The organism is Botrimarina sp., assembly GCF_040219535.1.
In the GTDB taxonomy this organism is placed as follows: Bacteria; Planctomycetota; Planctomycetia; order Pirellulales; family Lacipirellulaceae; genus Botrimarina.
Genome location: NZ_JAVJSH010000012.1, coordinates 545,104 through 565,135 on the forward strand (window position 1 = coordinate 545,104; position 20,032 = coordinate 565,135).

The following is a 20,032-nucleotide window of genomic DNA, read 5'->3' on the forward strand; positions in this document are numbered from 1 at the left end:
ACAGTGCCGACCCGATTGCTCCCGCCCGAATTGGCCACCGAACGCGGATCGCCGCCGGTTCGAAGCGTTACAAACGTGGCGCGCAAAAAAACGCGTTGTCACGCTTCAGCGCGTCCAAACGGGGCTTAACGCGTTTCGCCGCCTGGGTTTGCGGAGACGTTACACGAAGCGCCGTGTCGCGGCCCGTGTAACGAAACGCGCCCCGCGCCGCAGCCGATCCCACCAGCGTCCCCCTCGCCCCGGAGAGCGGCCGCCGCGACCGAGCGCGACCCCGCATTATCGCCGGTCGACCGGCCTGCGGCCCGGCCAAATTCGGCCAGAATCGCCCACCGGGCGGGCGGTCGCGGGTAGGTGCGGCCGGGAGGCACCGACGAGAGCTGCGGCCGAGGGTCGGCATGGTTCGGCCTAAACCAATGTGCCGCTAGGTTGCTTCGGCGTTTACGACCTGAGTAGGTTTCAATTAGCCCGCGACGCGAGGGTCTCTCATCCGGCGTTGACCCTGTCGTTGACGCCGATGCCCGCGGTCGAATCGACAGCACATCCTCAGAGGGAATCGCCACCGCCGTCAGTTCGGCGAAACGCCAAGTCGCCGGTGCCGGTCCAGCCTCATTGCTCTAGGACCGTCGACAGACTCCCATCGTGATCGCTGCCAGTGCGATGATCGCTCTGCCGGTCGGCTCAGGCACGGGACGCGACTCGGACGGCGCCGGCGCGGTCATCAGGCGGTCCCTCCAAACCGTGTAGTCGGCTCCGTCGACGACGCCGTCCTGGTTGCCGTCGGCTGCGAGATCGAGGCCACTCTTCCCGTACTCGTTTTTCCAGGCGAGGTAGTCGTCGGGAATGACGGCGCCGTCGTAGTCGTAGTCGCCGGGGATCCGTCCGGCCGCTTCGTTGATGGCTTGAACCGCTTCAACGAACTGACCCGCAGGCAGCCCGTGGTTCAGACCGATCAGGAAGGGCGCCGACGATTCGTACGTCGGTGAGGTGATCCGCGCAAAGAAAGCGAAGGCTCCGATCGGGGCGGCCGATCCGCTGGGAACAACGTAGTAGAGCGGGTGGCGGTGGTCATTGAGATCGACCGCCAGCGGCTCCATCAGCTCCAACGGTTCGGCGAGCGCCTCGTCGGGAGCGAGGCTGGTGAAGCCGAAACCCCGCGCAGAGATCAGGTCGACACGGAACGCTTCGTCGAGCGGCTCGATCTCGTCGGAGGCCGGCGACCACCACCACACGCCGCGCGGCGTGACCCCGGGGCCCGGGTCGGCGTCGAGCAGGATCGGTTCGATCCACAGGCCCGATCCCACAGCGACGCCGCGGACGTCGACGCCGGGGAAGTCGGTGAAGAGACGGTCTTGCGAAACCGGCGCCAGCGCCGACCCGGCGATCGTCTCGGCCAACAGCTGGTCGCTGAAACCCTCGGGAGTCGCTGGGGCGTTGCCCGTGATCGTCAACCGGCCGTCCACGACCGTCACCTCCGCGGGGGTACCGTGCCCGAGCGCGACCTGGGCGCTGGCGAATAACGACAGAGCCGCAGTGGCGGCGAACAGACGCGTGAGCATATCGGTCCCTTCTATAGAATGCGTCACTGCGGACGCGCGAAATCGTACGGCTGATCGATCCATTCCTGGACTTGTGCGGCGGAGATAGTCCGCACGTGGCCGCTCACGTACAGGTAGTGCGACCCCGTGCGGTGCCGCTCGAGGCAGATGTCTTTCTCGACGTTCGCTTGCACCAACCCGAACGCGATCGCCCCCGGTGTGAACCACGCGCTCGCGTGGGCGTGCTCGTACTGAGCGGTCACGTCGGGCTGGCCTTCGGCGTCTTTTGGAGGGTCCGCGATCTCCATACCGAGCAGGGTCTTCGTGGTCGCCTGCAGCTTGTCGCGGTCGCGCACGCCCCCGTCGACGACACCGACTAGGTAGTCGTTAAGCACATAACTCGACATGTCGAGCCGCAGTCGCTCGTCGCCGTGCTCATCGGTCGGACAGATCCGGATCTCGTCGACCGACTCGACATACGGCTCCAGTGCGAAGATCCATGATCTGGAGTCCTCGCCGTAGCTGTGGTCGAGTTCGGGGAACTCCCCACTGTGCGTGTCGCAGTAGCGGATCACGGCAAGGCCAACCTGGCGCAGGTTGTTCTTGCAGGCGGTCGAGCGCGCGGCTTCCCGCGCGCTCTGGACCGCCGGCAAGAGCATCGCCACCAGCACGCCGATGATCGCGATCACCACGAGCAGTTCGACGAGCGTGAACCCGATCCTGCGGAGCGGGCGCGGCATGACCTAGGCCCTCCGCCGCCGCGAGCCAAGCGCCGCGAGGCCGGCCGCGGCTACCGCGAGCGTCGTAGGTTCGGGGACCGCCGCGATGGCGGCCGCCTCGGCGGCAAGGTAGTCCGACGAGTTGGCGTCCACGCCTTGCCGCAACAGCAGCCACATGGGCTCGGTCTCTAGCCCGCCGTCGCCGCTGCTGATCGTGTACTCGGCCAGGTAGACGCCGTCGGCGGCTGGCGTCCCATCGCTAGGTCCGTTGAGCGTCCACAGGTAGTGCCAGTGCTCACCGTCGTCGTAGCCGGCCCACGAGAGGTCGTACGGCGCGGTCGAAACGACTCCCGTCGCCGAGGTGACCTCGTCGTGCAGTTCGACGTACCAGAACCCGTCGTCCGGCTCGGGCCAGTCTTGGCTGGTGAGGCTCACGCTCGCGTCGGCCGCCGGCGTGAACGCCCCGGCTTCCCAGCGTAGGAGCGGCCCTTGCAGGTTGACCCGCAGGTCGAGCGTGCCGTCGCCGTAGTAAGACTCGATTGCCTCGAACCCACCCCGCAACGGCGTGATGCCGGGGAAGTCCGTCGACTCAGAAGCCAGCCGCCATTCGAGTTGGTTGTCCCACTCTGCCGGGTCGTACTGGATCAGGTAGTCTTGGCCTTCCCACGTGATCCGCTCCTCGCCGCCAACCGCGAGCGTCGGGTAATTTGGCGCGTAGCGGACGCGTTCGTCCCACAACAACGCCTCGTCGATCTGAACACCTGCCACGCGGGGGTGCGGCCCGAAGTCGTACTCTGCTTGCAGGCCGCCGTCGCCGTCCGAGTCGAGCAGGATCTGCAGGCCGTGGGCGTCGGCCCTGTCGGCGACACACAGCGCGGCGGCCGCCGTGGCGAGCAGGCCGAGGTTGGAGATTCGAGTTCTCACGAGACTTGGTTCCTAAGGTGATCACGCACCGCCACACCACATCGGTGGCGGCGCACTGTTGTCGTGTGGATAAAGACAGCGTCGGCGGAAACGCGATGTCGCGCACCTCCGCTGAAACCGACCCAAGGCGACGACGGCCCGGGCGCGTGCCGAGAGAGCAGAGCTAGACACAGTCTTCAAACGGCGGGCCCCGCGGGCCGAGGCTCGCTAGGACCAGCGGCAAGGCGTCGCTGAGTTCGCACACCGCGCCGGATTGATCCGCGATCGAACCTTCCAATGCCGGCGGGGCAAGCAGGAGGCTCAGCTCGCACGTGGAGGCGAGCGCAAGAAGCAGCGTAGAGTGGTCGTGCCGGGAAAGCGTGTCGATTCCAGAAGTCCACCCACCACGGACCGCGACGGCTTTCGATAAGCGGTGGTCGGTTCTCCCCGATTCGGTCTCGGTCGCACTCCCGCGGTGCGGCGCGCCGTGATGATGCCAGAGGCCGTCGCCGTGATGGTGGAAGTACGCCTCGGCGGGTTGCTCGTCGGCCGAACCGACAAGTGCGAGAGACTCGAAGAGGTAGAAGAGCGAGTCCCCCGTGGCGCCAACGAACAAGCAAGCCGCCGCGAGTAGCGCGGCGACGCTTCGTCGAGCGATACGTTGTGGAAGGTTGGCGAGCACAGCTTCTCCGATCGAATCTCGCCCAGCTTCGCACATTCTCACACCCGCACAAGCTTCCGAATGCGGCGATCGGCGCCATCTCCCTGCGACGAATTGTCGCTTCGCGCGTCGCAACCAACTACGGCGAGGGTGAGCCGCCCGTGGTGACGCCGCGTTTCTTGTCGAGGTAACTGCGGTCGGTTGCACCGACTTCGCGGGTTTCGGGCTCTGGCGAACTCGCTGAGGTGGGTCGCCGCCGGGCAGACCTCGAGCGCCGCCAGTCGCAGTCGATCTGGCGGCGCAGGCAGGCCGAGAACAGTCTCCCGTCGGGCAGAGAGATGGGCGGAGCCTTTCTTGGCTTCCGCCACGCGGGCAGGCCAGCCGGCCAACCCGTGCGACCCGCTACCCGGCAGAGCGATCAGTCGCCGTACGACACGCGCCAGATGACGCCGCCGTCGTCGTCGCTTACGAGCAGGTCGCCTCGCGGTGTGACGGCGACGCTCACCGGGCGGCCGTAGACTTGGCTCGCGTCGCCGTCGGCGATGAAGCCGGTGAGGAAGTCTTCTGGCGGTTGGGGTCGGCCCTCGTCGTCGAACGGCACGAACACCACCTTGTAGCCGGAGAAGTTCGCGCGGTTCCACGAGCCGTGCTGGCCGACGAACGCGCCGCCGTGGTAGCGCTCGGGGAACCGGTCCTGGGTGTAGAACGCCAAGCCGAGCGACGCGGTGTGCGGGCCGACGGGCACGTCGGGCACGATCGCTTTGGCGACCAGCTCCTCGTGCGGGTCCTCGGCCCACCGCGGGTCGCGGATGTCGCCGTAGTACGAGTAGGGCCAGCCGTACCACCCGCCGCGGCGGACGCTGGTGATGTAGTCGGGGACCAGGTTGTCGCCGATCTTGTCGCGCTCGTTGACCGCGGTCCACAGCTCGCCCGTGGCCGGGTTGTAGTCCATGCCGACCGGGTTCCGCAGGCCCGACGCGTAGAGCTCCTCGTCCGACCCGTCGGGGTCCATCACGAGGATGCACGCGCGGCGTTCTTCCTTGTCCATGCCGTGCTCGCCCACGTTGCTCGACGAGCCGACCGTGACCAGCAGACGCTCGCCGTCGCGGGTGGCGAGCAGGTTGCGTGTCCAGTGGTGGTTGTAGCCGCCGGCGGGGAGCTCGGCGACCTGCTCGCCTTTGCCCTCCAGGCGGGTCATCCCTTCGCGGTAGGGCCACCGCACGACCGCGTCGACGTTGCCGACGTAGAAGTGGCCGTCGAGGATCGTCATGCCGTAGGGCTGGTTGATCCCGTTGGCCTCGGTGGCGAACTCGAAGGTCTCGTCGAGTCGGCCGTCGCCGTCGGAGTCGCGGAGCAGGAGGATGCGGTTCGGGCTGGAGCGGGCGTCGTCGCTGAGGGCGACGAAGTAGTCGGCGCCGCCGTCCTCTTCGCTATGGGGCGCCGCGTGCACGCGCCTGGGGTGGTCGAGGTCTTCGGCGAATTTTGTCACGGTGAAGCCCTCGGGCGCTCGCGGCCCCGCGCCGTCGGGCCACGGCACGATGCGGCTGTTCTTGGTCGTCGACTCGGTGTTGTAGGGGGGCGGCAGCGTCAGGTCGCCGATGGCGGTCGACACGGTCACCGGCGGCTGCGAGGCGAGCTCTTGTTTCTTGGCGTCGCTGATCGATTCGACGGCGTCGGCGCGGGCCGACGCGCCCCCGCCGAGCAGCAGGCAGGCGGTGAGCAGGACGAGCTTTTCGTGCGGTGTCGGCATGGTGGTCGGTCTCCGTCGTTTCGGTCGGGCGGCTCGGTTGGGCCGCTCGGTCGGGGGTCTTGGTCGGGCGGCTTGGAAGCAGAGTTTACCCGCGGAGCGGGCGGCGCGCCGTTTATTCCAGGCGCGTATTCTAGTGGTCCGCTGCCGGCCGCCCACCGGCGGAGCGGTTCTCTGAAGGGCCTTGGGAGCGCGGCGGCGGCGGCGGGGCGGCGCCTTACCCGAAGCGCCACACGCACCAGGCGGTCACGACCACCACGCCGAAGAGGTTGAGCGCGAGGCCTTCGCTGGCCATCTGGCGAGTGGTGAAGCGGCCCGCGCTGTACGCGATCGCGTTGGGCGGGGTGGCAACCGGCAGCATGAACGCGAAGCTCGCGCTGATCGCGGCCGGGACCATCATCAGCCGCAGGTCGATCCCCGCGCCGACGGCCACCGCGGCCAGCAGCGGCATCAGCAGCGTGGCGGTGGCCGTGTTGCTGGTGACCTCGGTGAGGAACGTGACGAGCAAACAGGTGACCCCGATCAGCAGCCACGGCGGGGCGGCCGCCGCCGCGGACAGGGACTCGCCGATCGCTTGGCTTAGGCCCGACTCGGTGAACGCGGCCGCGATCGCGATCCCGCCGCCGAACAGGATCAGGATCCCCCACGGGATCCGCCGGGCCGACTCCCAGTCGAGCAAGCGCTGGTGTTTGTCGTCGCCGCCGGCGGGGATCAGGAACATCGCCACGACGGCCAGCAGCGCGACGCTCGCGTCGTTCGCGCCGGGCAGCCCGGCCCAGCCGCTCCAGCCGCCGAAGGGCTCTTTGCGGGTGACCCACAGCAGCGCCGTGACAGCGAACACGGCCAGCGTGCGGACCTCGGCCGGGCGCCAGGGGCCGACCTCGGGCAGCACGATCGCCGACTGCTTGCCGAGGCCGCGGGTGAGCCACAGCCACGCGGCCGGGCCCATCACCAACGCGATCGGCACGGCCCAGGTCATCCACTCGAGGAACGTGGGCGACTCGCCCGTGTTGCGGGCGTAGACCTGCATGAACACGAGGTTCGGCGGGGTGCCGATCGGCGTTCCGATGCCGCCGATGCTGGCCGCGTAAGCCACGCCCAGCAGCAGCGCGCCGGCGAGGCGGTCGTCGTCGGTCCCTTCGAGCACCGCCAGGGCGATCGGCAGCAGCATGAGCGTGGTGGCCGCGTTGGAGATCCACATGCTGAGCAGGCCGGACGCGAGCATGAACCCGCACACGAGCCAGCGGCCGCTGGTGGCGCCGAACAGCGACACCATGCCCAGGGCGATGCGGCGGTGGGCGCCGCTGCGTTCCATCGCCGCGGAGAGGAGGAACCCGCCGAGGAACAGCAGCACGAGGGGGCTGCCGTACGCGGCGCCGGTCGACTCGGCGGTGAGCACGCCGACCAGCGGGAACACGGCGATCGGGATCAGCGACGTGGCCGGGATCGGGATCGGCTCGAACACCCACCAGAGCGCGCAGAGCGTGGTCACGCCGGCCGTCCACGCGGCGTCGGCCCCGAGGCCGCCGGCCAGCGCGGCCCACGCGGCGAGCGCCGCCAGGAGCGGCCCGAGGCAGAGCGTCGCTTGCTTCATGGCGGCGGGGCGCGCGGGTCAGTCGGAGGAGAGCCGCTCGACGGCCGCGGCCAACGCGCGGTCGGCCTCGAGCGGCGGCGGCGCGTCGGGCGGCGCGTCGAGAGAGGGGGCCGCCAGGTCGCGCTCGCGGCGCCAAGCGAGCCACGCGTCGCGCTGGGCGTCGGTCAGCTCGACCGCCGCCCCCTCGTCGGGCGACACGCCCCAGGGGTCGCCCTCGGGCGTGTCGGCGAGGCGGTGGATGTTCACTCCGCTGGGGCGCCAGTAGGTGGCCGAGGTGAGCTTGAGACTCGCGTCGCGTGGGCCCAGCGGCAGCACGGTCTGGACGGTTCCCTTGCCGAACGAGCGGGCGCCGACGACCGCCGCGCGGCCGTTGTCTTGCAGCGCGGCGGCGACGATCTCGCTCGCGCTGGCCGAGGCCGAGTCGATCAGCACCGCCAGCGGCACGCCGAGGAAGGGCCCGTCGGCGGCGGCGGCGGCCGTGTCGAGCACCTCGCCGTCGCGGCCGCGGGTCGAAACGATCGGCGCCCCCTCCGGCAAGAACAGCCGGGCGACCTCGATCGCCGCGCCGACCGGCCCGCCCGGGTTTTGGCGGAGGTCGAGCACGACCGCTTCGGCGCCCTCGGCGAGCACGCGATCGATCGCCGCGCGGAGCTCGCCGGGTGTTTGCTCGCCGAACGTGATCAGCCGCACCAACGCGACGCCGGGCGCCTGCTCGAGGCGGAACCGCCAGTCCCCCTCCGGCGTGCGCCGGTCGCCCAGCACCGACGGCAAGCGGATCACCTCGCGGACGATCAGGAAGCTCTCTTCGGCGGGCCGGCGGGCGCCGCCGGACTCGTGGCGCACGGTCAGCGTGACCGGCTCGCCGGGGCGGCCGCGCGTCATCGACACGACCTCCTCGAGCGAACGCCCCGCGGTCGGCCGCCCGTCGACCGCGACGACCGTGTCTCCCTGGCGGATGCCGGCCGCGTAGGCGGGCGTGCCCGGCAGCGGCGGCTCGACGACGACCACGCGCGGCGGGTCGCCCTCCAAGCCGATCCGCACGCCCACGCCGCCGAAGCGCTGGCTCATCTCGGCCTCGAACGACTGCGCCATCTGCGGCGGCAGGTAAGCGGAGTGCTCGTCGCCCCGGGCGCGGAGCACCGCGACCATCCCCTGCACGGCGCCGGCGAAGAGCTCCTCGTCGGGCGGGTCCTCGAGCGACAGCGAGTCGATCAGCCGGTAGGCGCGGCTGGCGTCGCGGGCGTAGGGGTTCTGCTCGGCCCGGCTGAAACACAACGCGCCCGCCGCCAACGACACGACGAGCACGGTCAGGTTGCGGCGCGTCACGAGGCGAGGAGCAAGGGGAGAGAGGCTAGGTGTAAGGAGCTTGTCGCCACGCCGCTATCATCCCACACCGCGCGGCGGCTCGCAGCGGACTTTCACTCTCTTCTGCCCAACTTCTGCAGCTTCTCGCGCAGCGCGGCGTTGGCCGGGGAGAGTGGCTCGTGCGGCGCGGGGCCGCGGTTGGGTGAGGGGTCGCCGCCGAGCGGCGCGGCTTCGGCGCGGGGCCCTGGGGAGGGCCCTGCGGAGGACTCGTGGGGGGGCTCTTGGCTGGGGGTCGGCGGGGCGGCGCTCGCCGATGCGGGCGGGTCGCGGCGGGCGGCTTCCTCGGGCGTGGCGGGCGAGCCGGGCGCGAAGAAGCGCCCCAGCGGGCCGCAGAGGATCGCCGGCAGCATGACCAAGTCGCCGATGAGCGCCATGCCGAGCATCGTGATCATCAGCGTGCCGAACTGCTGGGTCGGCGTGAACGTGCTCACCGCGAACACCGCCAGACCGAGCCCGCCGATCAGCGTGGTTTGGGTCATCGCGGTGGCGCAGCGCTCGTACGCCTGGCGCGTGGCGGTGCGGCGGTCGAGGCCCTCGCGGACGCCGCGGCGGAACCAGGTGATGAAGTGGAGCGTGTCGTCGACCGCCACGCCGAGGGCCACGCTGGCCGTCATCATGATGCCGATGTCGACCTTGATGCCGAGCCAGCCGAGCGAGCCGAAGACCATCGCGATCGGGAACACGTTGGGCAGCATCGACACCACGCCCGCCGCGGGGCTGCGGAGCACGACCATCATCACGCAGGCGATCAGCACGGTGGCCCAGCCGATCGACTCGAACAGGCTGCCCAGCAGCTCGCGCTGCGTCTTGTACACGAGCGGCACGATGCCGGTGTACACGGTCGACGCCTGGAGCGCCGGCGGGGGTTCGTCGGCGTGGGGGGGCGGTTCGAGCGTGAGCACGTCGAGGCCGGGCAGGCGGCCGGCGGCCGCGGGGTCGAGCGTGACGACCGCGTCGAAGCGCTCGGCGAGCTGCTCCCGCGCGCGGGCCTGCCGCTGGGCGTCGGCTTGCTCGTACGCGCTGAGCGGGTAGACCGTCACGCCGCCGATGGCCGAGTCGCCCAGCACGTCGGCCAGCCGCGCGGCGGTCGAGCCCTCCGGCGGGCGCCGGGGGTCTTCCGCGCCGGCCTCGTCGATCAGCAGGCAGACGTCCGCGCGGTCCAGCGCGAGCCCTTGTTCGGCCAGCCGCGCGGCGAGCCGGTCGCGCAGGCGGTACGCGTCGAGCACCGGCTCGACCTCTTTCTTGAGCGACTGGACGAACCGGCCGTAGTCGATGTCGCCCAGCGCGGTCACCCGGGCGCTGACGCGCCAGAGCTCGCGGCCGGTCGGCTCGCCCTGTTCGTTGTGCTCCAGGCGGAGGTAGTCCAGGAGGCTGTCGCGCGACTGCTGGAGCAGCTGCGACGTGGTGTACTCGGCCGCGCGGCGGGCGGACGCGCTCGGCTGGTCGACCGGCGCGGCGGCGAACGTGACGGCCGACAGCGCGCGGCTCACGCCCGGCAGCGACTCGATCTCGCCCTGCAGCCGGCGGACCATGGCGGTGCGCTCGTACATCGTCATGCGGTAGCGCGGCGCGCCGTCGGCGGCGAGGTCGATAGCCGGCTCGTCGGGCGAGCGGAGCTGCGCGGCGTCCAGGGCGACGATCACCTCCATCGGCACGAGGTTCCCCAGGTGGGCCTCGAGCCACTCGTAGTCGGTGATCAGGTCGCAGCTGTCGTCGAGCAGGTTCAGCAGCTGCACGGAGGTCTGGATCCGCGTCGTGCCGATCGCGACCACCCCCATCACCGCCACGCAGATCACAGCGGTCAGCGTGTGGCGCGTGGTCACGAACCGCGCGAGCGGCGCGTGCCACGCGTGGGCGAGCGCCTCGAGCGTGGGCTTGCGGCCCTCGATGATGTTGCGCCCCGGCGGGAAGCGGTGCAGGAAGACCGGCAGGATCGCGAACAGCAGCATCACCGTGGCGAGCACGCCGATCGCCGAGAACACGCCGAACTTCTGGATCGGCAGGATGTCGCTCGTGCCGAGCGACCCGAGCCCCACCGCGGTGGTGAACGCCGCCAGCAGGCACGGCCCCCAGCCGACCCGAACCGCACGCTCCGCCGCGCCCCACAGGCCGTGCTCCAGGCGCTCGTCGCGGTAGTAGTTGACCAGGTGGATCGCGCCGGACAGGGCCAGCACGTAGACAACGGCGGGCATCGACATCAGGATCGCGTCGGCCGCGCCGAGCCGCGGGCTGTCGAGCCCCAAGCCGAGCACCTCGAACACGCCGTACCAGTAGACCAGCGCGAGGCTGGCCCCCGCGCTCACGCCGGCGGTCCAGAACACCATGGCGGTGATCTTCATGCTGCGGAACGCCAGGTACGAGAGCGACAGGCCGACGATGCCCGACAGCCCGGCCAAGCGGATCAGCGTGCGTTCGCCCTCGATGTCGATCGTGATGTTGTCGACCGGCGGGCCGCCCATGTGGATGTCGGCCAGCGGCACGCCGCACTCGGCATGCGCCAGGTCGCGCACGCGTTCGACCGCGCGGCGCATGACCAGGTTGGAGTCGGTCAGCCGGCTGTCGAGGAACGCCAGCAGGCAGGTCGTGCGCGAGCCGTCGCCCAGCGACTGGCCCTGCGCGTCGAGCTTCGGCGGGCCGACCAGCGCCCCTTCGAGGCGCTCGATGGCCGCGTCGCGGTCCAGGCCGGCGGCGCCCTCGGTCAGCTCCTCGATCGCGCCGGGCCCGCTGAGCAGCTTGGGGAACCAGCGCCAGCCGGCGGGGTCCTTCTCGGCGCGGAGCTTCTGCTCGAGCAGGCGGAGCTTCTCGGGCGAGCCGAGGGTGCAGCCGTCCCAGCTGATGAGGACGAACGTGTCGCCGACGAAGTGGTCGCGGAACCACATCAGGTCGGCCGACTCGCGGTAGCTTGCCGGCAGCCAGTCCTCGGCCTTGTTGGTGTTGCTCTCCAGCGCCTTCCGCACGCCGCGCGGGATAAACGCGAGCACGAGCGTCACGGCCAGCGCGATCCACAGGTAGTGGGTCAGGCCGCCGGAGCGCCGCGCAAGGAACGACTCCCCCCTGGCGGGAGGCTCGCCTGGGGGCGGGTTTTCGGGCGTAGGGGGCATGCTAGCGGCGGGGAGGTAGCGTCGCGCAAACCGCTACTGTACGGCGGCGAGCCCCCGAGCGCCTACGCCGAGCGGCGGAGGGAGGGACGCGCGGCTAGGGACGGGGGGCGAGGGAATACGCTCGCACGGCCGGTTCGGTCGTGCAGGCCTTCCCCCGTCCCCCGCCCCTCGTCCCTCACCAGTAGAACTCGGCGCCGGCGTTCACGCCGTGGTAGAGCACGTCGCCGACGAGGTGGAGCTGCTGACCCACCGCGGGGTTGAAGTTGGCCTCGTTCGGCGCGAGGGCCAGGCCGGTGATGTACATGAACTCCCAGCCGGCCCTCAGCGACAGGTTCTGCCGCAGGTGGTAGCGGGCCACGATGCTGCCCGTGCCGATGTACGACACGCCGTTCTCGTGCAGATCGAGGTTGAAGTTGTTCTCGTCGGCGTCGTTGTCGTCGGTGAAGGTCAACTGCCGGCGCGAGCGGGCGTCGTTGATGTAGAAGCCCTGCTTGGTTGAGAGGGTCACACTCCAGCGGTCGGTCTGGTAGCTGACGCCGGCGCCGAGCTGCAGCCCGTAGAGGTCGTTGGTCGTGTGGAGGCGGTAGGCGCCGTCTGGGGTGTCGCTATAGACGGTTGCGACAGCCTGATTGGGAGGATCGCCTACGATGAACTGCTGACTCGTTCCGAGGGAGCGGATCTCGGTTGCTCTCCAAAAGAGCTGTTCTTCCAAGTCGAAGTATCGAAAACCAGCAGAGTAATCGTAGGTGATGTTCGAGGCCGCTCTCCGGACCCATTCGCCCGATGGCAGAAGTTCCATCCGATCCTTGTCGGAGCGGCCGGACACGTTGTAATTCAGTTCCCAGTTGAGGAATCGGTTGACGTAGTCGGCCTGCATCGAGGTCGCCTGGTCGAATGACGGAAACGCGAAGCTGCTGTCAACCTGGAACGGCGCGCTCCCGTCGATACCGGCGGGCACGTGGAGGCCTTGCGCGTTGCGCTGCTGGCCACTTGTGAGAAGCTGGTCGATGCCTTGGCCAATGCCAAGCTGCTGTGCCTCCGCGGCGACCGACTCTTCCAGGTCGTTGCCGCCGAAGAACAGAGCTTCAAGACAGTGATCTCGATTCTGAATATCTCGGAATAGGAATCTGCCGAGCGTCAGCCTCATCGAACCGTCGTACCCAGGGCTGCTCTCTCCTAGTCGCTGATCTTGAATAGGAATGAGCGTAGGCGCAGACGTCACGTCGATCTGCAGCACGATCTGGTTCTCGAGCGAGTCGAACTCTTGAAACAGGATCCGGCCGTTGTCGTCCCAGGTTCGCGCCATCATCACGAGCTCGGTGTCTGCGTACCAGAAGCCGCGCTCGAGCCACGTGCCGCTCGACTCGGTGACCGCCGGGTAGTCGCCCGTGAGCGGCAGCAGGTCGTGCTGCAGCGGGTCGTGCTGTGTCGGGTCGTAAGCGGGGATCGGCTCGAGCGCGCCGGCGCCGGGCGGGATCAGTTCGGGGGCGACGGCAACGGGATCGTCGGGGCCGGCGACCGGCTCGGCCATCGGCGGCGGCGCGGCGGCGCCCGGGGCGGGTGTGGCCGCGGCGGGGGGGAGCGTGAGCTCCAGGTCGGTCGCGTCGTAGCCCGGCAAGTCGCCGCCCGGCGGGTCGGCTGTCTGCGCGGCAGCCGGGCTGGCTAGGCGCCCTAGCGCCACGCCGACGAGCAGCACGGTCACGTACGTGAACTTGTGGTGCGCCACGGATGAGTCTCCTCGGGTCTCGCCCGACCGGCGGCGCGGCGGCCGGCCTTCCCGTTTGCTGGGAAGGGCGGCCGCTGGCACGCGGTCGGCAACTGCCTTGCGCCTCGCGGCGGTTTGGTGCGCTGGCGCCGCGCCGCGCGGCCGGGACGCTCCCCGGCCGACAGCGACACGCTCCTCGCGCAGTGACCCCGCGGGGCGCCCCCCTGCGGGCGGCGACACTCCGGTCGCCTGTGCCAAGTAATCGACCCCGCACAACCGTCAGTGCAGAAATTGCCGGCAGAATCGGCAGGAAGGGGCGGACCGGCACAACCGTCAGGGTCGCGGGCGGCGCCAGCAGGGGGAAGGCGGGGTGGGGAGTGGGGAGTGGGGAGTGGGGAGTGGGGAGTGGGGAGTGGGGAGTGGGGAGTGGGGAGTGGGGAGTGGGGAGTGGGGAGTGGGGAGTGATCGCGCCGGTCGCTTGCGCCGCCTTCCCCACTCTCCACTCCCCCTTCGACCCACCCGGGCGCCTCGCTAGCCGCCGCGGGATACGAGCCCATCGCCCCGCTGGCCACTGCACGCGGCGCCAGCGGGCTGGTACGGTGTCTGTGTTTTGCGCGGCGCCGCGGGGACCGTCCCGGGGGCGCCGACGCGGGCGGTTCGGTGGCGAGCCTTGCGGCTCGCCCGAGGATCGCCCCCAAGCCCGACGCCCGAAGCCCTAAGCCCCGCCACATGCCCCGCCGCGACGACATCCACAAGATCTTGCTGCTCGGCTCTGGGCCGATCGTGATCGGCCAGGCGTGCGAGTTTGACTACTCGGGCGTGCAGGCGTGCAAGGCGTTGCGGGAGGAGGGGTACGAGGTCGTGCTCGTGAACTCCAACCCGGCTACGATCATGACCGACCCGGTCATGGCCGACCGGACCTACATCGAGCCGCTCACGTGGCGGGTGGTCGAGAAGATCATCGCGCGTGAGAAGCCCGACGCGCTGTTGCCGACCCTCGGCGGCCAGACGGCGCTGAACCTGGCGATGGACCTCGACGCCAACGGCGTGCTCGAGCGGCACGGCGTGGAGATGATCGCCGCCCGCGCCGACGTGATCGACAAGGCCGAGAACCGCGATCGCTTCAAGCAGGCGATGACCAAGATCGGGCTCGAGGTGTGCCTCGGCAAGACGGTCCACACCCTCGACGAGGCGCGCGAGTGGCTCGACCACATCAGCCTGCCGGCGATCATCCGCCCGAGTTTCACGATGGGGGGCGCCGGGGGCGGGATCGCGTACAACCGCCAAGAGTTCGACCACATGATCCGGCACGGGCTGGACCTGTCGCCGACGACCGAGGTGCTCGTCGAGGAGTCGATCCTCGGCTGGAAAGAGTACGAGATGGAGGTCATGCGCGACGCGGACGACAACGTCGTCATCATCTGCGCGATCGAGAACTTCGACCCGATGGGCATCCACACGGGCGACTCGATCACGGTCGCCCCGGCGCAGACGCTCTCCGACAAGGAGTACCAGCGGATGCGCGACGCGTCGCTCGCGGTGATCCGCGAGATCGGCGTGGAGACCGGCGGCTCGAACATCCAGTTCGCGATCGACCCCAAGTCGGGCAGGATGATCGTGATCGAGATGAACCCGCGTGTGAGCCGCTCCTCGGCGCTGGCGAGCAAGGCGACCGGCTTCCCGATCGCGAAGATCGCCGCCAAGCTGGCCGTCGGTTACCGCCTGCACGAACTGCCCAACGACATCACGCGCGAGACCACCGCGTGCTTCGAGCCGAGCATCGACTACGTAGTCACGAAGGTCCCGCGGTTCGCGTTCGAGAAGTTCCCCGAGGCCGACAGCAAGCTGACCACGCAGATGAAGTCGGTCGGCGAGACCATGGCCATCGGCGGCACGTTCAAGGAGAGCTTCCAGAAGGCGCTGCGGGGCTTGGAAGTCGGCGCGTTCGGCCTGGGCAGCGACCCGAAGGACCTGTGGTACGGCCCCAGCGGCGAGCCGGGCCCCGAGCGGCCGACCGACGACGAGATCCGTGCAAAGCTCACCGTGCCCGGCGCGGAACGCGTGTGGCACCTGCGGTACGCGCTGAAGAGCGGCATGTCGGTCGCGGAGATCTACGAGCTGACAAGCATCGACCCTTGGTTCCTCGACAACCTGGCTGAAATCGTCGAGACCGAGGAGGAGCTCCGCGAAGCGGCGGCCGGCGAGCCCCCGACGTCAGTCGGGGGTGGGCAGCAAGCAACACCGACCACTAACGTGGCCGGCTCGCGTTCGCTGGCCGCGATCAGCGACGAGCTCCTCTGGAAGGCCAAGCGGCAGGGCTTCTCCGACCGGCAGCTGGCGACGATCTTCGGCCGAAGCGAGAGCGAGGTCCGCCGCGAGCGCCTGGCGCGAGGGATCCGGGCCAGCTACAAGTCGGTCGACACGTGCGCGGCGGAGTTCGAGGCCTACACGCCGTACTTCTACAGCACGTACTGGGGCGACGAGGACGAGGTCCCGCCGAAGGCTGGGGCTTCGGGCCTCGGGCCTCGGGCTTCGGGAGACCCGCCGAAGCCCGAAGACCGGAGCCCGGAGCCCGCCGCGAAGCGGCGCATCGTGATCCTCGGCGGCGGGCCGAACCGGATCGGCCAAGGGATCGAGTTCGACTACTGCTGCTGCCACGCGAGCTTCGCGATGCGCGAGCTGGGCGTGGAGTCGGTGATGATCAACTCCAACCCGGAGACCGTCAGCACGGACTACGACACGAGCGACCTGCTGTTCTTCGAGCCGCTCACCGTGGAGGACGTGCTGGACGTGTGCGAGCGCGTCGAGGCCGACGGCGTGATCGTGCAGTTCGGCGGGCAGACGCCGCTGAACCTGGCCCGCGCGCTGGCCGACGCGGGCCTGCCGATCATCGGCACCAGCGTCGACGCGATCGAGGCGGCCGAGGACCGCGAGAAATTCGCCGCCCTGCTCGACCGCCTGGGCCTGCGCCAGCCCCCCAGCGGCATCGCGCGCACGCCGGACGAGGCCCGCGCGATCGCCGCCCGGATCGGCTTCCCGGTGCTGGTGCGGCCGAGCTTTGTGCTGGGCGGCCGCGCGATGGAGATCTGCTACGACACGCCGCAGCTCGACCGCTTCGTGGCCGAGGCCTTCATCGCCGCGCAGGGGCAGCCCGTGCTGATCGACAGCTTCCTGGAGGGGGCGACCGAGGTCGACGTCGACGCGATCGCCGACGGCGAGACGGTCGTCGTGCCCGGCGTGATGGAGCACATCGAGGAGGCCGGCGTGCACTCGGGCGACTCCGCGTGCGCGATCCCGCCGTACAGCCTGTCGCCCGGCGTGATCGCCGAGATCCGCGAGGCGACCGTGCGGCTCGCCCAAGAGCTCGGCGTGCGCGGGCTGATGAACGTGCAGTTCGCCGTCAGGCCTGAGGCCGACGCGTCGGCGAGCCCCCGACGTGAGTCGGGGGTCGGATTGGCTCAAGCACCGACCACTAACGTGGCCGGCTCGCCATCGGACTCGTCGGCGAAGCCGACGCTGTACGTCATCGAAGTGAACCCCCGCGCCAGCCGCACCGTGCCGTTCGTCGCCAAGGCGACGGGCATGCCGGTCGCCTCGATCGCGGCGAAGGTCATGGCAGGCGTGTCGCTCGCCGAGCAGGGGGTGACCGAGGACCCGAAGCCCGCGCACGTGTCGGTCAAGGAAGCGGTCTTCCCGTTCATCAAGTTCCGCGGCGTCGACATCGTGCTCGGCCCCGAGATGCGATCCACCGGCGAGGTGATGGGCATCAGCCCGCGGTTCAGCATGGCGTTCGCCAAGAGCCAGCTGGCCGCCGGCACGGTGCTGCCGCTCGAAGGGAACGTGTTCCTGTCGTTCGCGCCGCAGCACAAGCCGCGCGGCGTCGAGATCGGCCGTCGGCTCGCCGCACGCGGCTACGGCCTCGTCGCCACGCCCGGCACGGCCGACGCACTCGCCGCGGCCGGCGTCCAGGCCCAGCGGATCAACAAGCTCCAGCAGGGGCGGCCGAACCTGCTGGACTACCTGGCCGAAGAGACCGTCGCGCTGGTGATGAACACCCCGATCGGCAAGGGCGCACGGACCGACGAGGGCAAGATCCGCGCGGCGGCCACGGCGGCCGGCGTGCCGTGCCTGACCACGCTCGAGGCCTGCGAGGCGGCCGTCACCGCGATGGAGACCCTCGCCACCGAGGAGATGCAGGTCGAGAGCCTGCAAGAGCGGTTCGCTTGAAGCATGGTGAGCGACCGCGGCGGTGGGCGCCCGGCCCGGCGGGCCGGGAAGACCGCACGCTTGGCGGTCTGCCTCGCGCCCCTAATGTGAGAGCATGAGCGACGAGCCCACCGCGCACCGCCCTGCCGTCCGCCCCCACGACTGGGCGGTCGCTGTTGTGGTCACGCTCTTCTACCTGGTCGTTTGGGCGCTGCTGCCGTTTGAGTGGGCCGACTTCCACAAGGGGGGCAAGTGGTTCCTCGCCCTGTTCATCCCGATGGCGGGCCTCGGCGCGCTGTTGGCGAGCGTGTTCTTCACCACGCCCGCCCTGCGTGCCCGGGACAACCCGGCTGTTTGGCTAGGGATGCAGGTCGTGTTCTGGAACCCGATCGCGTTCCGCGCGGTCGTGGCGCTCACCGCGGCGCTTGGCGTGCCGTCGGATTACGCGACCGTGGTGGCGCTGGCCGGTCTGGTGCTGCTCGGGTTGCCGACCTCGCTCGCCGGTTGCTTCTTCAGCCGCAGCCCGTCGTGGACGGCGACCTACGTGCTCCGCGCGTTGCAGTGCTTCTTCGCGACCTGGATCCCGTGGGTCCCGCCCCTGGCGCTGCTGCACGTGGTCGCGTTGGCTCACGCGGTCACCTGGGAGCGCTACGGGCGGTTCAACACGCTGGCCGTGACGCTGGTGGTCGTCGAGCAGACGGCCGCGCTGCTGTGGTTCGGGCTCTTCTACCAGTTCGACACGCTGCCGATCTGACGCGCCGGCCGATCGCGCCGCTGCGCGTGGCGTGCTGCTCGGCCTGGTGCTAGCGGCCCGCTGGAATTTTTTCGCTCCGATTGCGAATCGCCCTTGCCGCGTTCTCGCGAGGCTCGTAACTTCCCCGCCACACGGCTGAGGGCGAGCGACGCTTCGCCCCGGCCCGAACCCGACCAACACAAACCACGTGGAGGGCCGCCCTCAAAAGGCGTGCTCGCGAGAGCGGCCCGAGCAGCAAGGAAGCCACGCTCCGCCGCTACCGTTCATTTTTTGTCCGCTGACGCCAACGTCTCCCTTCTGACGCCCAGGCCCACGGTCGATATCTCCCCCCTTCGTCCTCACGGCTCACGCGTCCAATCGCTCCCGGAAAAGTTGCCCGTCCTCTGCCCCCCTGGGACGTGTGCTTTTCTGGGAGCTTTTTTTGCGCGCGGGCCGGCGGGCCGCGTTGATCTTGCGCTCCGGGTCGCGTCAGCCCTCGGAGGAATCGCCGCCCCGCGTGCGTAACGCCGTCGACGAAACGTCTTCGCGGAAGTCGGCCTCGGGGACCGCGTCGCACAGCGAAGCGAGCGCCGGCGGCAACGAAAGCCCGCCCGTCGTGACGAACCGCCCGCCGTCGACGCGCCCGAAGACCAAGAACCGGCAGCCAAGCTCGGCCAGCTCGGCGAGTGCCGCGTCGCGGGCGGCCGAGCCCGCGTAGTAGCGCGCGTCGCCGATGCGGGCGATCGTGTCGGCGCCGACCGCGAACACCGCGCCCGGCGCCAAGTGGGCTTTCTCGACGAAGCGCGGCGTGCGGGTCAGCCACATCGGCGCGCCGTGGAGGGCGGCCACGCGGTCCCGCAGCTCGATCAAGTCGAGCGGCGGTTTGTCGACGTTCTCGACCGCCAGCTCGTACACGACCGGCCGGCCGGTCCGCTCGGCGGCCACCTTGGCGATCCCCGCGTGGCCCGCGTGCGGCGGGTTGAACGAGCCGGGCAGCAAACAGACCGCCCCCGCGCCCGGCGCGGGCGCGCCGCCGAGCGGGACGGCCTGCCGGCGGCCGAGCAGCAACTCGGCCCAGCCGGTCGGCGCGACGAAGTCATCGAGTTCGGCTTCGACGCCGGGCGGGGTCCGCGTGAGGTCGATCGCGCGGACGCCCGCCGCGTGCGCCAAAGCGGCGACGATCGCGTGGGCCGTGGCGGCCTCCTCTTCGGCCCGCGACCGCCGGCCCTTCTCGAAACGCAGCGTCAAGCGGACGGTGCGCGCGGCGGTCTCGACCGCCACGTGCGCGCGGTGCTCGCCGCGGCGCGGCCGGCTCGTCGCCAACGCGGCGGTCGCACCGAGCCCGAACAACTCGAAGGGGTCGGCCCCCGGCGCGAGGGCGCCGGCGCGCTGCCGCGCGCGGCGGGCGAGCTGGCGGGCGGTCGACTCGCTGCACGCCTGGGCGGGCGGCTCGCCGAGCCAATCGGCGAGCGACGCGGCGCTGTACGGCACGACCGCTTCGAGCACCGTGGCCGAAGCGCCCGGCACGGTCAACAAGGCCGGCAGCGACTCGCTGCCGCCGCCGGTCACCGCCAGCACACCGCGGAGCGGGGCGGCGTGGATGAGCGGCACGAGGTCTTGCGGCGGCATGCTTGCGATCGTAGTCGCCGGCGCTGCCCGCGACCAAACCGGGGCGCCGGTCGCGCCGGTCGCCCGGGTCGCGACGCCGCGTCGCCCGGAAAGCGGCGGGGAGGCCCCACCCAGGCCGGCCCGCCCGGCGCGGG

11 protein-coding genes and 1 pseudogene are annotated in these 20,032 nt (G+C 70.4%); 2 read left to right on the top strand and 10 right to left on the bottom strand.

What is annotated here, in order from left to right; translation table 11 throughout:
- Window positions 1–614: 614 nt before the first annotated feature.
- From RIC11_RS06400 to RIC11_RS06440, 9 genes and pseudogenes are all read right to left on the bottom strand, one after another.
- Window positions 615–1,556, bottom strand: coding sequence for a hypothetical protein (locus RIC11_RS06400; RefSeq protein ID WP_350209472.1), 942 nt, complete (start codon window positions 1,554–1,556; stop codon window positions 615–617).
- Window positions 1,557–2,053: 497 nt separating this feature from the next.
- Window positions 2,054–2,275, bottom strand: a pseudogene (locus RIC11_RS20705) (type II secretion system protein); the annotation flags it as partial.
- Window positions 2,276–2,278: 3 nt separating this feature from the next.
- The gene (locus RIC11_RS06410) at window positions 2,279–3,178 is read right to left on the bottom strand and encodes a PEP-CTERM sorting domain-containing protein (protein WP_350209476.1); all 900 of its coding nucleotides are present in this window, start codon (window positions 3,176–3,178) and stop codon (window positions 2,279–2,281) included.
- 163 nt (window positions 3,179–3,341) lie between these two features.
- Window positions 3,342–3,839 carry a hypothetical protein gene (locus RIC11_RS06415; RefSeq protein WP_350209478.1) on the bottom strand — a complete coding sequence of 166 codons (498 nt, stop codon included), beginning with the start codon at window positions 3,837–3,839 and terminating at the stop codon, window positions 3,342–3,344.
- Between the two features lie 397 nt (window positions 3,840–4,236).
- Window positions 4,237–5,568 (bottom strand): PQQ-dependent sugar dehydrogenase, encoded by a 1,332-nt coding sequence (locus RIC11_RS06420; RefSeq protein WP_350209480.1) that lies wholly within the window; start codon window positions 5,566–5,568, stop codon window positions 4,237–4,239.
- Window positions 5,569–5,782: 214 nt separating this feature from the next.
- Complete coding sequence (locus RIC11_RS06425) at window positions 5,783–7,159, bottom strand: SLC13 family permease (RefSeq protein ID WP_350209482.1); 1,377 nt, start codon at window positions 7,157–7,159, stop codon at window positions 5,783–5,785.
- A gap of 18 nt (window positions 7,160–7,177) precedes the next feature.
- Window positions 7,178–8,485, bottom strand: a complete 1,308-nt coding sequence (locus RIC11_RS06430) for a S41 family peptidase (RefSeq protein WP_350209484.1) — start codon at window positions 8,483–8,485, stop codon at window positions 7,178–7,180.
- 92 nt (window positions 8,486–8,577) lie between these two features.
- On the bottom strand, window positions 8,578–11,625 hold the full coding sequence (locus RIC11_RS06435) for an efflux RND transporter permease subunit (RefSeq protein WP_350209486.1): 3,048 nt from the start codon (window positions 11,623–11,625) through the stop codon (window positions 8,578–8,580).
- Between the two features lie 175 nt (window positions 11,626–11,800).
- Window positions 11,801–13,351: a hypothetical protein gene (locus tag RIC11_RS06440; protein ID WP_350209487.1), complete on the bottom strand. Its 1,551-nt coding sequence runs from the start codon at window positions 13,349–13,351 to the stop codon at window positions 11,801–11,803.
- A 708-nt stretch (window positions 13,352–14,059) separates the two neighbouring features.
- Between RIC11_RS06440 and carB the strand changes: the two genes are divergently transcribed.
- Entirely contained in the window at window positions 14,060–17,557 is a 3,498-nt protein-coding gene (carB, locus tag RIC11_RS06445) for a carbamoyl-phosphate synthase large subunit (RefSeq protein ID WP_350209489.1), read from the top strand.
- Between the two features lie 94 nt (window positions 17,558–17,651).
- Window positions 17,652–18,290 carry a hypothetical protein gene (locus RIC11_RS06450; protein WP_350209491.1) on the top strand — a complete coding sequence of 213 codons (639 nt, stop codon included), beginning with the start codon at window positions 17,652–17,654 and terminating at the stop codon, window positions 18,288–18,290.
- A gap of 468 nt (window positions 18,291–18,758) precedes the next feature.
- On the opposite strand, the gene RIC11_RS06455 is transcribed toward RIC11_RS06450, so the two are convergent.
- A complete protein-coding gene (locus RIC11_RS06455) occupies window positions 18,759–19,898 on the bottom strand; it encodes a nucleotidyl transferase family protein (RefSeq protein ID WP_350209493.1) in 1,140 nt (379 codons plus the stop codon).
- Window positions 19,899–20,032: the final 134 nt, after the last annotated feature.